Genomic DNA, 14,845 nt, shown 5'->3' on the forward strand with positions numbered 1-14,845 from the left:
CTGGTGGGCCGTGTTGCTCGCGAACCCTGTCTCGTACACACTGGTCTGCGTGTGTTTCCCCGGCATTGTAGGGAGCGCTGCGGGGCCGCGGCGGCTTCGTGCCAGGGCGAATCCTCTAAACGCAAGCGCGGTCGCGACCCTATGATGAAAGACACGCAAGTGGCCACCCGCCGGCCGCGCGCGGCATTCAAACAGGGCGCGGCGCGCGCCATCCTCCCAGCGTGCGGCACGACACGCGGCGATTGAACAGCACCCTGCGGCATCCCGTCGATCAGCACCGGCGAGCGCGCGGTGAACGGAGACAGCAAATGGAACGGCATCATTTCGGCCAGACTCACGACGTGACCAATCAGGTCCCGCCGCTGGCGGACTACAACCTGTTTGCCACTGACACCGCGTTGTCCGCGGCGCTCGAACGCGACGGCGCCGGCTGGCATCGCGATGCGCTGTTGCGGCACGGCGCGGCGCTCACCACACCCGACACGCTCGCGCTCGCCGAACTCGCCAACCGTCATACCCCTGAGCTGTTCACACATAGTCCGCGAGGCGAGCGCATCGACGCGCTGGAGTTTCATCCCGCGTGGCATTCGCTGCTCGCGCTATTGCGCCGCGAGGGTCTGCACGCGCTGCCGTTTTCCAATCCGCAACGCGGCGCGATGGTCGCGCGCTGCGCCGGTTATTTTCTGCATGCGCAAATCGAATCCGGGTCGCTGTGTCCGCTGACGATGACCTTCGCCAGCATTCCCGTGCTGCAGCGCGAGCCGACACTGTTCGATACGCTGCGCGACAAGCTGTACGCCCGCGAGCACGATCCGCGCGACCTGCCGCTCGCGCACAAGCGTTCCGCGATGATCGGCATGGGCATGACCGAGAAGCAAGGCGGCTCGGACGTGCGCAGCAATCAGACCCACGCGCATGCGCTCGCCGCCGGCGGCCGCGACGGCGCCTACCGGCTCGTCGGCCACAAGTGGTTTTTCTCCGCGCCGCAATGTGATGCGCACCTCGTGCTGGCGCGTACCGACGATCACGCGAGTCTGTCGTGCTTCTACGTGCCGCGCTTCGCACCCGACGGCAGCAAGAACGCCGTGCAGATCCAGCGTCTGAAAGACAAGCTCGGCAACCGCTCGAACGCGAGCAGCGAAGTCGAGTTTCTCGACGCGTTCGGCATCATGATCGGCGACGAAGGGCGCGGCGTGCCGACCATCATCGAAATGGCGAACTACACGCGGCTCGATTGCGTGATCGGCAGCGCGGCATTGATGCGCGCGGCGCTGGTGCAGGCGATCCATCATGCGCGCCATCGCAGCGCGTTCGGGCGGCAGTTGGCCGATCAGCCGCTGATGCGCAACGTGCTGGCCGATCTGGCGTTGGAATCGGAAGCCGCGACGGTGCTGTTCATGCGCCTCGCGCACGCTTTCGAGGAATCCGCCGACGCTTCGTCCACCTCACCCACCCCTTCCGTCGAACGCGCGTGGCGGCGCATCGTCACGCCGGCGGCGAAGTACTGGGTCTGCAAGCGCACGCTGGAATTCACCGGCGAGGCGATGGAAGTCTGGGGCGGCAACGGCTACGTCGAAACTGGTCCGATGGCGCGCTTCTATCGCGAAGCGCCCGTCAACTCGATCTGGGAAGGCTCCGGCAACGTGATGTGCCTCGACGTGCTGCGCGCGATGGAGCGCGAGCCGGAAGCGGCGCAGGCGTTGTTCGCCGGGTGGCAAGCGGACGCCCACGCGCATCCGGCGTTGAGCGCCGCGCTCGGCAAGCTGGCAGCCACGCTCAACGGACCGGCCGAGCAGCGCGAAGCTTCGGCGCGGCGTATCGCGCAGCAGATCGTGCTGATCGCGCAGGCCACGCTGCTCGTCAGGCACGCGCCCGCCGCTGTCGCCGATGCGTTCATTGCCACCCGTCTCGCCGACGGCTGCGGCGAAAGCGGCCGCGTGTACGGCACGCTGCCGGCCATGTTCGATCACGTGGCGATCATGGAGCGGGCATTTCCCGCGTGAGGTACGGGCAAACGCCAAAGCAGCAGCTGAAGAAATTAAACCCACGAATCAAATAAGCGCGACCCAACACGCACCGTTATCCATCAGTGAGTGGACATCCATGAAGAACGCTTTGCCAGAGGTCGCCGCGCTCGAAGCGTTGCTGCGAGATCAACGCCATGCTTATCTGCGCGCGCCGTATCCGTCGTGGGACACGCGCGCCACGCATCTGCGAGCGTTGCGCAAACTCATGCTCGACAATCGCGACGCCCTCGCCGACGCGATGAGCGCGGACTTCGGCAATCGCGCGAAACAGGAAGTGCTGCTCGCCGAATTCCTGCTCGTGAAGGAAGAGATCGACGCCGCACTCAAGCACGGTAAGCGCTGGATGAAAGCGCAGCGCCGCAGCACCAACAAATGGCTGCGGCCAGCGCGTGCGAAAGTCGTGCCGCAGCCGCTCGGCGTGATCGGCATCATCGTGCCGTGGAATTATCCGGTGCTGCTCGCCGCCGGGCCGCTCGTCAGCGCGTTGACGGCCGGCAATCGCGCGATCATCAAGATGTCCGAGGTGACGCCGCGTACGTCGGCGCTGTTCGAGCAACTGATCAGCCAGACCTTCGCGCGCGATCACATTGCGGTGGTCAACGGCGACGCGGCGTTCGCCGCCGCGTTCAGCGCGCAGCCGTTCGACCACTTGCTGTTTACCGGCTCGACGAAGGTCGGCCACGAAGTGATGCGCGCGGCCGCCGAGCATCTGACGCCGGTCACGCTCGAACTCGGCGGCAAGTCGCCGGCAATCATCGGCGCGCACGCTCGCTTTCACCACGCGGTCGACAACCTCGTCGCCGGCAAGACCCTCAACGCGGGGCAAACCTGCGTCGCGCCGGACTACGTGCTGGTGCCGCGCGGCAAAGAGCAGGCGTTCATCGAACGGGCGCGCGCGCGGATGGCGAAGATGTACCCCGGCTTCGCGCACAACCCGGACTACACGTCGATCATTTCGGCGCGCCACTTCGCGCGGCTTGAGCGTCTCGCCGACGAAGCCCGCTCCGCCGGCGCGCAACTGCACGCGCTCACCGACGCCGTGCCCGATGCCACGAGCCGCCGCTTTCCGCTGATCGCGGTTACCCACGCGCCGGACGAATGCGCGCTGATGCAGGAGGAAATCTTCGGGCCGCTACTACCGATCATTCCGTACGACACGCTCGACGACGCGATCGCATGGATCAACGCGCGGCCCCGTCCGCTCGCGCTGTATCTGTACGCGGACGACGCGCGCACGATCGAACGCGTGACGCACGAAACGATTGCCGGCGGCATGGCGGTCAACGAAACGCTGATGCATCTGGCGTGCGAAAGCCTGCCGTTTGGCGGAGTCGGCGCGAGCGGGATGGGGGCTTATCACGGCTACGAAGGCTTCGTGACTTTCTCGAAGATGAAGCCGGTGCTGACGCAGGCGCGGCTGAACGCGCGCAGCTGGATCTCGCCGCCGTATGGCAAGCGGGTCAACGCGTTGCTGAAGTTGATGATGCGTGTCTGACGGGATCGGACAACGGGTGGACGCTGCGCCGCCTGGTCACGCTCAGGGCGCGGCCGGGCCGCCTGCCACATCGGTGGCGACTACATCGGTCACGTCCTGGGCGACGGTGTCGGCGCCATGCACCGGCTCTTCCTCGCCGCCGCTTTCCAACCGATGCAGCCACGCGAGCAATTCCGCGACCGCCTGATAAAGCTGCGGCGGAATTCGCGCGTCGAGGTCCACCTGCATCAGTAGCGACACCATTTCGGGCGCCTCGTGGACGTACAGGCCGGCTTCCCTGGCCCGTTGCACGATCATCTCGGCCAGCAGCCCGTAGCCTTTGGCGACCACGCGCGGCGCGGGGTCGTTGCTCTGCGTGTCGTAAACGAGTGCGGCCGCGCTGCGGCGATGCTGGCGGCTCATCAGATATCCCAGTCGAAGTCGTCGCGCTGGCCGCCGGGCGCGCGGCTGCCGCGCGCGGCGCGGCGAGCCGCCGTGGCGCCGGTGGCGCCGTTAGCCGCCGCGCTTGCCGAGGGCGCCGCAGCCGAGGATGTCGAGGAGGTCGACGCGCTCGCCGCCGAAGCCGAGCGCGCATACGCCGAAGCCGCCGCCTGAGCTCCCGCCGCGGCCGCCACCGTGGCCGGCGCGCCGCCGCCGATCTCGCGGATCGTCAAGCCGTTCAGTTCGATGCCCGCCGCCGCGAGCCGCTGCCGGAAGCTCTCGCCCTGCATCGCGAGCCGCGCCGCGCCGCCAGGACTCGCCTGCACGCGCGCCACGAGGCGCATGCCGGTCAGCGTCAGTTCGGCGTCGACGGTGCCGAGCGTCGGCAACGACAGCGTCAGACGCGTGCGCCACGGCTGGTCGTCTTCGCTCCCGACGCCGCCGCCGCTGCGGTCCCATTCGTCGCCGTCCTGTTCGATGGTCCAGTCGAGCCGCGCACCCGGCCAAGCTTCGCCGCTCCAGCGAAACTGTCCGGTCGCGAGCAGATCCAGTTGCTGACGCACCAGCGCAACGGTCGCGGGATGTACCGCCGCCGCCATGGATTGCGCACTCTGCGACGAGCCCGCGTCGGCCGTTTGCGCCGCTGCGCTGTGCAGGCCCGCATGCGCGGGCTGGCCGTTCAGGTCGGACAGTGAACTGGCCAGCACTTCGCCGGCCACGAAGCGCGCCGCTTGCGCGGTCAGAATCGACGGCATTGCGCGAGCGGCGGTGTTGCTGTCCGGCGTGCCGCCGGGCGCGCCGTTCTGCGCGGCGCCACCGGGCGATGCTCCCACGCCCTGTCGCGCGGCGCCGTTCGGCAAGGTGGCGTCGCCCTCTTCGCTCGCCCAGTCGAGCGGCAATTGCGTGGCGGCCACCAGCCGGTTTTGCGCCTCGCCGGCAAGGTCCGCCGGCGAGCGCTGGCCGGCCAGCCATTGCGCGAGATGAGCTTCGTAGAAGAGACCGCTGTCGCCGACCGTCTGTTCGAGCGCGGCCGCGAGCGCCGCGATCGGCACCTGGGCAGCCGCCACATTGGCCGTGGCCGTCGTTCCGGCGGCAGCCGGACCGGCGTTTGCGGTAGCGGCAGCGGCAGCAGCCGGCGTATCGAACAGCGGCAAGCCGCCGAATTCGATATCGAGCGCCGGCGCAGCCGGCCAGATCGGCGTTTGCCCGAGTACGGCGGGCGTCGCCTCGCCGCCCGAGCGGGCGATCGCGTTGAGCGTCAGCGCGACGGCGGACAGCGCGGTTTGCGCGGAAGGCGGTGGCGGTGGCGCGGCGGCGGGGGGCGCGGTGGTCGGTGCGGTATCGACGCCCGCCGCGCCGGTCTGCGACGTGGCCGCGCTCCCGGGTGCGATGTTGAGCAGACTGTCGACCCGGCTCGCGAGCAGCGAAGCGATGGCCGTGTCGATTCCGTTCATGCCGATTCCTTGGTCACATTGGCGGCGGCGCGCTCAAATCTCAAATCAATCCAGTCAGGCGCCCCGCCCCGGATGCGGCGCACCTGGCGCAGGCGGCACGAGTGTCGCTCGTGGCGGCACACTCAACGTGCGCCGTACAGTTCCTTGAGCACGCGCGTCGGCCGCCCGGCGAACAGCGCTGACAGATTGGCCATGCCCGGATTCGCCAGATCGCGAATGGCGGCGTCGTCCGCGAGAATCTGGCGGATCAGCGCGTATTTGCGCAGACGCTCGGCCTCGTCGAGCTTCACGCCGAAGTCGGCGTCCCTCAACGCTTCCACCTGGTGCCGGTATTCCTCCTGCAGGTGGACCAGATCGCTCCACAGGGCGCGCCGGGCAGCCACCAGCATGCGGCAGGAAATCGCGGCAACCGCCTCGTAGCGGGCAAAATATTCTGCGTTCGATGTCATCTCATGCTTTCCGCGGCCGGCTGGGCTGCCATCCGCGCGATCTCCGGGGCAATCCCGATCCAGGCCTCTTCGAGCGTAGCCAGCAGGCCGTCGACTTCGACCAGCATCGTCTCGCTCTGTTTTATATTGGCTTCGAACAGCCGACGCGTCATGTAGCTGTACAGCGCGTTCAACCGCTCCGCAATCTCGCCGCCCACTTCAAGGTTCAGCGACTGCTGCAGCCCGCTTTCGATAATGCGAATGGCCTTGCTGACCGCCATGCCGCGATCGGCCACGTTGCCGCCCTGCAAATGCATCCGAGCCTGCGCGATGGCTTGCCTTGCGCCCTGATACAGCAACACGATCAGACGATGCGGACTCGCGCCCATCACACTCGTCTCGACACCGACGCGTGCGTACGCATTGGCTCCAGCGTGCCCTGGGGAAAACATCGGCGCTCCTCCTCTCATACAGACTGCGGTTTGGTCGTGGCAGGGGCCGTGGGAGATGTTGCCGCCCCAAGCTGCCCTATATCCGGGTTATCGGATATGCATCGACAAAGCTTTAGGCCGATGTAAGGAGGATTAAGGGGCGCATCGCGCACGGGTCAGTGCTGTGGCGGCAGGCGCTCGTCAGCTTTTGCTGGCGAGCCATGCCGGCAGCACCGGGCCGCTGCGCCGCGAAGGCGCGGACGGTCGTAACCGCGGCGGCGCGCTCACACGTGCGGGTTCGTGCAACGCAGGCAACGGACGGCGTCTCGCACCGTCCGATGCGCGTTCAGACCGCCATCTGCGAGATTTCGTTGTAGGCGGCGACCAGCTTGTTGCGCACCTGCAAGCCGAACTGGAAGCCGACGTTGGCCTTCTGCATGTCGACCATGACGTCGTTCAGCGACACGTTCGACGACCCCAACTCGAACGCCTGCGATTCGCCGATCGCCGTTTTCTGGTCGCCGCTGATCTTGTCGAGCGACGCCTTCAGCGCCGACGCGAAGCCGCCGGCCGTCGCCGCGCCGGACCCTTCGGACGCCGCCTGGCTGGTGCCGCCGGCCGCCTGCGCCGCCATCGACTGCATCTGTTGCAGCGCCGACGAGAGCGCGTTCACGGGCATGGTCATGTTCTCTCCGTTAAATGAGCGACCGGTGTGGCACAGCCGCACGGCGGCCGTACCGATCTGAGCGAAAGCATAGCAAGCGCGCTCATCGGGAAAGCCCCGAAAGTAGGGGGGAAACCCGGCTCTATTCAAGCAATCGGGTTGAGCTGCGCTGCGGATAATTTCAACGGTGAAAGTCTCTGTCCGTACGCCCGCCGACCTCGGTGCGGCGGCAGGCGGCAGAACGCAAAGGCATCCCGGAGATACCCGACGCATGGATTCGTCAGCCAACTCATTGATCAACCCCGATGCCCGCATGGGGCTGACCGGCGCGCAGGCCGGCGCCGGCGCAGCCGGCAGCGGCCAGGCGGGCGGCGCTGCCGACCTCGGCGGGCTCGGCGGCATGGGCGGCAACTTCACCCAGCGGCTGTCGGGGCTCACGCAGATGCGCGGCAACCCGCGCGCGCCGCTGATCTTCGCGGTCGCGCTGCTGGTGGCGATCGTGGCGGGCCTGGTCCTGTGGTCGCGCTCGCCGGACTACAAGGTGCTCTACAGCAATCTGTCCGACCGCGACGGCGGCTCGATCATCGCCGCGCTTCAGCAGGCCAACATCCCCTACAAGTTGTCCGACAGCGGCGGCGCGATCCTGGTGCCGTCCGAGCAGGTTCACGAGATGCGTCTGCGCCTCGCGTCGCAAGGCTTGCCCAAGAGCGGCTCGGTCGGCTTCGAGCTGATGGACAACCAGAAGTTCGGCATCAGCCAGTTCGACGAGCAGGTCAACTATCAGCGCGCGCTGGAAGGCGAACTGGAGCGCACGATCGGGTCGATTTCGGCGGTGAAGTCGGCGCGCGTGCATCTGGCGATTCCCAAGCCCACGGTGTTCGTGCGCGACAAGGAAGCGCCGTCGGCGGCCGTGCTGGTCAACCTCTATCCGGGCCGCGTGCTCGACGAAGGCCAGGTGGTCGCGATCACGCACATGGTGTCGTCGGCGGTGCCGGAAATGCCGGTGCACGGCGTGACGATCCTCGATCAGGACGGCAATCTGCTGACCCAGCCGACCACCGGCAACGGGCTGGATGCGTCGCAACTGAAGTACCGCCAGCAGATCGAACGCAACACACAACAGCGCATCAACGCGATCCTCGCGCCGCTGTTCGGTGCGGGCAACGCGCACTCGCAGGTCAGCGCCGACGTCGACTTCTCGCACAGCGAACAGACCTCGGAAAACTACGGCCCGAACGGCAATCCGCAACAGGCGGCGATCCGCAGCCAGCAGTCGAGCAGCGCCACGGAAATGTCGCAAGGCGGCGCTTCGGGCGTGCCCGGCGCGCTGTCGAACCAGCCGCCGCAACCGGCCTCCGCGCCGATCACGGCGGGCAACGGCGCGAGCGGTGTCACCACCACGCCGGTCAGCGACCGCAAGGATTCGACCACCAACTACGAACTCGACAAGACCGTGAGTCACGTCGACCGGCCGATGGGCGGCATTCGGCGTCTGTCGGTGGCGGTGGTGGTGAACTACATGAAGGTGGTCGACGCGAAAGGTCAAGTGAGCATGGTGCCGGTCACCGCCGACAAGCTCGCGCAGGTCACCCAGCTGGTGAAGGACGCGATGGGCTTCGACTCGGCGCGCGGCGACTCGGTCAACGTGGTCAACAGCGCGTTCACTACCGAGCTCGATCCGAACGCGAACCTGCCGTGGTGGCGCACGCCGGAAATGCTGGCGCTCGCCAAGCAGATCGCGACCTACCTCGGCATCGGCGCGGTTGCCCTGTTCCTCTACTTCGTGATGGTGAAGCCGGCGCTGCGCCGCGCTTTCCCGCCGCCGGAGCCGGCTGTCGCCGCGCTGACATCGCCGGACGAGCCGGTGCTGCTGGACGGCATCCCGGCCGCCGAGCGCGACGGCGCCGTGGTCGAAATCGAGACCGACAGCGAGACGCTCGCGCTGGAAAACTCGAAGCACAAATATGAGCGGAACCTGGAATTCGCGCGCAGTATCGCGCGTCAGGATCCGAAGATCGTTGCAACCGTCGTGAAAAATTGGGTGTCCGATGAGCGCTGAAGGCGTAGTGAAGAGCGCGCTGCTGCTGATGTCGATCGGCGAGGAAGAAGCCGCTCAGGTGTTCAGGTTCCTCGGGCCGCGCGAAGTCCAGAAGATCGGCGTCGCGATGGCCGCGCTGAAGAACGTGACCCGCGAGCAGGTCGACGAAGTCCTGCAGGAGTTCGTGCGCGAGGCGGAGCAGCACACCGGCATGTCGCTGGATTCGAACGAGTACATCCGTTCGGTGCTGACCAAGGCGCTCGGCGACGACAAGGCCGGCGCGATCATCGACCGGATTCTGCAGGGCAGCGACACCAGCGGTATCGAAGGCCTGAAGTGGATGGATTCCGCGGCGGTTGCCGAGCTGATCAAGAACGAGCATCCGCAGATCATCGCGACCATTCTGGTTCACCTGGACCGCGATCAGGCGTCGGAAATCGTCGCGTGCTTCACCGAGCGGCTGCGCAACGACGTGCTGCTGCGGATCGCCACGCTCGACGGCATCCAGCCGGCCGCGCTGCGCGAACTCGACGACGTGTTGACGGGCCTGCTGTCCGGCAGCGACAACCTGAAGCGCAGCCCGATGGGCGGCATCCGCACGGCGGCCGAGATTCTCAACTTCATGTCGAGCAACCATGAAGAAGGCGTGATCGAGAACGTTCGCCAGTACGACGCGGAACTCGCGCAGAAGATCATCGACCAGATGTTCGTGTTCGAGAACCTGCTCGATCTGGAAGACCGCGCGATCCAGTTGCTGCTGAAGGAAGTCGAATCCGAAGCGTTGATCATCTCGCTGAAGGGCGCGCCGCCCGCGCTGCGCCAGAAGTTCCTGTCGAACATGTCGCAGCGCGCGGCCGAACTGCTTGCCGAAGACCTCGACGCACGCGGCCCGGTGCGCGTGTCCGAAGTCGAAACGCAGCAGCGCCGCATCCTGCAGATCGTGCGCAATCTCGCCGAGAGCGGGCAGATCGTTCTAGGCGGCAAGGCGGAAGATGCGTATGTCTGATCAGAACTCCACGGCGAAGGAAAGCCTCTCGGCCTACCAGCGCTGGGAGATGGCCTCGTTCGATCCGGCGCCGCCCGCGCCGCCGCCCGAACCCGAAGTCGACGAAGGCGCGTTCGAAGCCGAACTCGAACGTCTGCGCGACGCCGCGCACGCGCAGGGCATCGCGTCCGGCCACGTGGCCGGTCAGGCGCTCGGTTATCAGGCCGGTTACGACCAGGGCCATGCGCAGGGTTTCGAGCAGGGCCAAAGCGAAGCGCGCGAAGAAGCAGCGCGGCTCGCCGCGCTGGCGGCCACCTTCAAGAGCGCGCTCGACGGCGCGCAGGGTGCGATCTCCGAAACGCTGGTCGCGCTGGCGCTGGACATCGCGCAACAGGTGGTGCGCCAGCACGTGCAGCACGACCCGACCGCGCTGATCGCCGCCGCGCGCGAGGTGCTCGCCGCCGAGCCCGCGCTGGTCGGCGCGCCCGCGTTGATCGTGAGTCCCGCCGATCTGCCGGTCGTCGAAGCCTATCTGATGGAAGAGCTGCAAACGCGTGGCTGGACCGTGCGCACGGATGCGTCGGTGGAACGGGGCGGCTGCCGCGCGCAAGCCGGCAGCGGCGAAGTGGACGCGGGTATCGACACGCGCTGGGAGCGCGTCGCGGCCGCACTCGGCAAAGTGAGCACGTGGTGAAGCCGACGCTCGAAGAAATCCGCACCAGCGATCTGACGCCGCTCGAACGCGAACTGGCGCTGGCGTCGTTCGGCGCCGAGGCGCTCGCGGATGTGCCCGATGCGGTGACGCCTGAAGCGACATCTGCGGTGACGCCCGCAGCAGCCGCGGTCGCCGCCATCGAAGCCGCGCTGCGCGATCCCGCTCATGCCCATCCGGCGACGGGCGCCGCCGCGAGCCGCGATTCTGCTAGTGCAGCCGCCGCTTCCGCTGCCATTGCTCACGCTCCCTACGACCCCGCGCTCGACAGCAATCCGCACATGCAGGCGTGGCGCGGCCGGCTCGACGCATTGCGCGCGCGCAACGCCATCGCGAGGCCCCTGCGCGCATGCGGACGTTTGACGCGCGCCGCCGGCCTCGTGCTCGAAGCCGTCGGCCTGCGCCTGTCGGTGGGCGCCGAAGTGATGATCGAACTGCCGCCCGGCAGTTCGCTGCCGATGGCCGAAGCCGAAGTCGTCGGCTTCTCCGGCGACAAACTGTTTCTGATGCCAACCACCGAAGTGATCGGCCTGCTGCCCGGCGCGCGCGTCTTCCCGCTCGAAAGCGCGCCGATCGCCGACCCGCTGGCGGGCGCGAAGCGTCTGCCGGTCGGTTGGGAATTGCTCGGCCGCGTGCTGGACGCGTCCGGTCGTCCGCTGGACGGACTCGGGCCGCTCGGCGCGCAGGCCGACGCGCCGCTGTCCTCGCCGGTCATCAATCCGCTCAATCGCGAGCCGATTCACAAGGTGCTCGACGTCGGCGTGCGCGCGATCAACGCGCTGCTGACCGTCGGCCGTGGTCAGCGCATGGGGCTGTTCGCCGGTTCCGGCGTCGGTAAATCGGTGCTGCTCGGCACGATGGCGCGCTACACCAGCGCCGAAGTGATCGTGATCGGCCTGATCGGCGAACGCGGCCGCGAAGTGAAGGAATTCATCGAGCAGATTCTCGGCGAAGAAGGTCTCGCGCGCTCGGTGGTGATCGCCGCTCCTGCCGACGTGTCGCCGCTCTTGCGGATGCAGGCCGCGTCGTATTCCACGTCGCTCGCCGAATATTTCCGCGATCAGGGCAAGCACGTGCTGCTGCTGATGGATTCGCTGACCCGCTACGCGATGGCGCAGCGCGAAATCGCGCTGGCCGTGGGCGAGCCACCCGCCACCAAGGGCTATCCGCCTTCGGTGTTCGCCAAGCTGCCGGCGCTCGTCGAACGGACCGGCAACGGCCCGGCGGGCGGCGGTTCGATCACCGCGTTCTACACCGTGCTGACCGAAGGCGACGACCAGCAGGACCCGATCGCCGACTCCGCGCGGGCGATTCTCGACGGCCACATCGTGCTGTCGCGCTCGCTCGCCGAAGCCGGCCACTATCCGGCGATCGATATCGAAGCGTCGATTAGCCGGGCAATGACCGCGCTGATCGACGAGAACCATCTCAACAGAACGCGTATGTTCAAGCAGATGCTGTCGCGCTATCAGCGCAACCGCGATCTGATCAACGTCGGCGCGTATTCGAGCGGACGCGATGCGGTGCTCGACCGCGCGATCGCGCTGTATCCGCGAATGGAAGCATTTTTGCAGCAAGGTTTTCGCGAATGCGCAAACTTTGAACCGAGTGTCGATATGCTGAACGCGCTGTTTGCCTAAGGAGGCTGACGATGGCGAAACACTTTCCGATCAAGACGCTTATCGGCCTTGCCAAGGACGATGTGGACGCCGCCGCGCAACGTCTGGGCCGCGCGCAGCGCGAGCGCAGCGACGTGCAGACGCAGCTCGACTCGCTCGTGCAATACCGCGACGAATACCATTCGCGCTTTACGGCGACCGCGCAGAGCGGCATGGCCGCCGGCAACATGCGCAACTTTCAGGCGTTCATCGACACGCTCGACGCGGCCATCGACCAGCAGCGCAATCTGCTGGTGACGGCCACCGCGCGCGTCGAGGCCGCCAAGCCTGACTGGCAGCGCCAGAAGCAGAAGCTCGGCTCGTACGAAGTGCTGCAGGCGCGCGGCGAAGCGGCCGAAGCGAAAACCGTCGCGCGGCGCGATCAGCGCGACGCCGACGAACACGCCGCGCGAATTCTGCGCATGCGCGCCGAAGGCGTTTGAGCGGCGCGAGCGCCGCCACGTCTGACCGACCAACCAGTTTGACGGATTGACAGGATTCCTTATGTCGCTTCTTTCACAGATCGGCTCGCTGCTCGGCTCCGCCAGCAGCACCTCGACCAGCGCGGCGATGGCCGCCGCGGCGAGCGCCAACCCGTTCTCGCAGACCTTGCAGCAGAGCATCGACCAGCAAAACAGCGCAGCCGCGCAGAGCGCGAGTCAGCAGCAGGCGGCCTCGGCATCGGCATCGGCGTCTTCGTCGAGCGTGCATGACGCGCCGCCGGCCCAGAGCGCGTCGAACAGCGCGAACGCCGATGCAAGCAGCACCGCGAACAGCAGCAGTTCGACGAGCACGGCGGCGTCCGCTGCGGCAACGGGGCAGACGCAGCAGGCCTCGACGGGCAAGACCGGCGCGAGTTCGGCGAAGTCCGGCAAAGCGGCAGCGCCGACCGACGCGGGCACTGCGGCGGCGGCCGCCGCTGCACAAGCGCAAGCACTGGCTCAAGCGCAAGCTCAGAACGATCCGAACGGCGCAACGACGACCACCACCGCCGACCCCGCCACGACCTTGACCGATGCCGCGACCGCGCTGGCCGGCACATCGGCAACGGCGACGACCGGCAGCACGTCGTCGAAGAAAATCGCGGCCATCGACCCGAAGTCTCTGCAAGACGCGCTGCAGGCGGCGCTCGCCGCGCTTGCGAGCGGCCAGGGCGCGGTGCCGGCGCAGACGTTGGCGAGCGGCGCGGCAGCGTCCGCCGCCACGGCGGCCAAAGGGATGGCGCTGAACGGCGCGGCGGACGGCAAGTCGGCGGCGAGCGGCCTGCTCGGCGACGGCAAGGGATCGGGCGCAAGCAAGGCTGCCGCGACGGCATCGACTGCCGCGCCGACGACACTAACCGACCCGGCGGCGGCGAAATCGGCGCTCGACGCGCTGACGGCGACCGCGGCCAGCAACGGGCAGGCCGACAGCGTGGCTTCCTTCAAGAGCGCAGCCGACGCGGCGAACGCGGCACTGGCCGCCACGCAAGCCGCCGCGAACGCCGCGAGCACGACGGGGGCCGTGCAAAGCACCGGCAATGCCAGCGCGGCGGAGGTGGCGAACGCGTTGACGCCGCAGGTCGGCACGACCGACTGGGAGGACGCGCTGAGCCAGAAGGTGGTGTTCCTGTCGAACGCGCACTCGCAGAGTGCCGAACTGACGCTGAATCCGAAGGATCTCGGCCCGCTACAGGTCGTCTTGCAGGTTGCCGATAACCATGCACATGCGTTGTTCGTTTCGCAGCATCAGTCGGTACGTGAGGCCGTCGAAGCCGCGTTGCCGAAGCTGCGCGAGGCGATGGAATCGAACGGCATCGGGCTGGGCAGCGCCAGCGTGAGCGACGGCTTCGCCCGCCAGAGCAACGGCCAGCAGAACGCCGACTCGGGCCGCTCGAACGGCAAGTCTGGCGGCAACGGCGGCTCGTTCGCCGGCGGCGGCGCATCCGACTCGGTCGACACGGTCGCCAACGTCGCCGTGCAGCGGAAGGTCGGACTGGTGGACACGTTCGCGTGACGGATGGCGCGGGCAATGCCTTCGCCTGACGGTTTGCCTGCGGCGCTGCATTCGCCCGCGAGCAGAGCGCATGAACTTGACCTGAAATCAGTCAAAACGCCTTCTCATGTCGAGCAGCGTGAGTAAGCCGACGGTTTGATGAAGCACCGCGACGGCGCGCGCAGCGCTGCCGGAAGAATGACTGCCTTGTCACTGACGCGGAGTGTGCGGGAACCCAGATTCCAGATTCACCACTCCCCCCTCCAAGCCAGGGGACACGCTTAAGAATTAGCGGTGTGAAGCCGCTTTCTTTGCCTACTTTCTTTGTCCCCCAAGGGGACTTCCTTCGGGGCGCGGCCGCAAAGAAAGTAGGTGCCGCCCCCACAGGGGCAACGCTGGCAGACCGACGTGAAAGCAAGGAGAGGCCAACGTCCCTCGCAAACAGTGAACAACGTCACCAAGCCCAAAGCCCCCGCCCAAGAACCCCAAAAACCAGAGATAGCCTGCAATAACCCTTCTTTTCGACCCATCGCCTGACAGACAAATCAACAACAATCAC

13 protein-coding genes are annotated in these 14,845 nt (G+C 67.3%); 8 read left to right on the forward strand and 5 right to left on the reverse strand.

Going from position 1 to position 14,845, the window contains the following annotated elements; genetic code table 11:
* The first annotated feature begins 308 nt into the window (after positions 1 to 308).
* Together P0D89_RS13510 and P0D89_RS13515 are read left to right on the forward strand one after the other, a co-directional pair.
* Complete coding sequence (locus P0D89_RS13510; protein ID WP_408361112.1) at positions 309 to 2,003, forward strand: isovaleryl-CoA dehydrogenase; 1,695 nt, start codon at positions 309 to 311, stop codon at positions 2,001 to 2,003.
* A gap of 100 nt (positions 2,004 to 2,103) precedes the next feature.
* Positions 2,104 to 3,522 carry a coniferyl aldehyde dehydrogenase gene (locus P0D89_RS13515; RefSeq protein ID WP_408361114.1) on the forward strand — a complete coding sequence of 473 codons (1,419 nt, stop codon included), beginning with the start codon at positions 2,104 to 2,106 and terminating at the stop codon, positions 3,520 to 3,522.
* A gap of 42 nt (positions 3,523 to 3,564) precedes the next feature.
* Here P0D89_RS13515 and P0D89_RS13520 read toward each other — a convergent pair whose 3' ends face one another.
* The 5 genes from P0D89_RS13520 to fliE all read right to left on the reverse strand — a co-directional run bounded on the left by P0D89_RS13520 (position 3,565) and on the right by fliE (position 6,940).
* Positions 3,565 to 3,924: an EscU/YscU/HrcU family type III secretion system export apparatus switch protein gene (locus P0D89_RS13520; protein WP_408361116.1), complete on the reverse strand. Its 360-nt coding sequence runs from the start codon at positions 3,922 to 3,924 to the stop codon at positions 3,565 to 3,567.
* Positions 3,924 to 5,396, reverse strand: a complete 1,473-nt coding sequence (gene fliK / locus P0D89_RS13525) for a flagellar hook-length control protein FliK (RefSeq protein WP_408376778.1) — start codon at positions 5,394 to 5,396, stop codon at positions 3,924 to 3,926. Before fliK ends, P0D89_RS13520 begins: the two co-directional genes overlap by 1 nt.
* Before the next feature lie 122 nt (positions 5,397 to 5,518).
* A complete protein-coding gene (locus tag P0D89_RS13530; RefSeq protein ID WP_408363755.1) occupies positions 5,519 to 5,845 on the reverse strand; it encodes a flagellar protein FliT in 327 nt (108 codons plus the stop codon).
* The gene (gene fliS, locus P0D89_RS13535; RefSeq protein ID WP_408363753.1) at positions 5,842 to 6,276 is read right to left on the reverse strand and encodes a flagellar export chaperone FliS; all 435 of its coding nucleotides are present in this window, start codon (positions 6,274 to 6,276) and stop codon (positions 5,842 to 5,844) included. Before fliS ends, P0D89_RS13530 begins: the two co-directional genes overlap by 4 nt.
* A 325-nt stretch (positions 6,277 to 6,601) precedes the next feature.
* Positions 6,602 to 6,940: a flagellar hook-basal body complex protein FliE gene (fliE, locus tag P0D89_RS13540; RefSeq protein WP_408363751.1), complete on the reverse strand. Its 339-nt coding sequence runs from the start codon at positions 6,938 to 6,940 to the stop codon at positions 6,602 to 6,604.
* Positions 6,941 to 7,190: 250 nt separating this feature from the next.
* Here fliE and fliF point away from each other — a divergent pair, with 250 nt between their 5' ends.
* From fliF to P0D89_RS13570, 6 genes are all read left to right on the forward strand, one after another.
* Positions 7,191 to 8,978 carry a flagellar basal-body MS-ring/collar protein FliF gene (gene fliF, locus P0D89_RS13545; RefSeq protein WP_408363749.1) on the forward strand — a complete coding sequence of 596 codons (1,788 nt, stop codon included), beginning with the start codon at positions 7,191 to 7,193 and terminating at the stop codon, positions 8,976 to 8,978.
* Positions 8,968 to 9,963, forward strand: coding sequence for a flagellar motor switch protein FliG (gene fliG / locus P0D89_RS13550; protein WP_408363747.1), 996 nt, complete (start codon positions 8,968 to 8,970; stop codon positions 9,961 to 9,963). Before fliF ends, fliG begins: the two co-directional genes overlap by 11 nt.
* Positions 9,950 to 10,636, forward strand: a complete 687-nt coding sequence (gene fliH, locus P0D89_RS13555) for a flagellar assembly protein FliH (protein WP_408363745.1) — start codon at positions 9,950 to 9,952, stop codon at positions 10,634 to 10,636. The genes fliG and fliH overlap by 14 nt, the downstream gene beginning before the upstream one ends.
* Positions 10,630 to 12,294 carry a flagellar protein export ATPase FliI gene (fliI, locus tag P0D89_RS13560; RefSeq protein ID WP_408363743.1) on the forward strand — a complete coding sequence of 555 codons (1,665 nt, stop codon included), beginning with the start codon at positions 10,630 to 10,632 and terminating at the stop codon, positions 12,292 to 12,294. The genes fliH and fliI overlap by 7 nt, the downstream gene beginning before the upstream one ends.
* A gap of 11 nt (positions 12,295 to 12,305) precedes the next feature.
* Positions 12,306 to 12,755: a flagellar export protein FliJ gene (gene fliJ / locus P0D89_RS13565; RefSeq protein WP_408363741.1), complete on the forward strand. Its 450-nt coding sequence runs from the start codon at positions 12,306 to 12,308 to the stop codon at positions 12,753 to 12,755.
* Positions 12,756 to 12,816: 61 nt separating this feature from the next.
* On the forward strand, positions 12,817 to 14,307 hold the full coding sequence (locus tag P0D89_RS13570) for a flagellar hook-length control protein FliK (RefSeq protein WP_408363739.1): 1,491 nt from the start codon (positions 12,817 to 12,819) through the stop codon (positions 14,305 to 14,307).
* Positions 14,308 to 14,845: the final 538 nt, after the last annotated feature.

It is taken from the genome of Paraburkholderia sp. RL18-085-BIA-A (assembly GCF_046027075.1).
Lineage (GTDB): Bacteria > Pseudomonadota > Gammaproteobacteria > Burkholderiales > Burkholderiaceae > Paraburkholderia.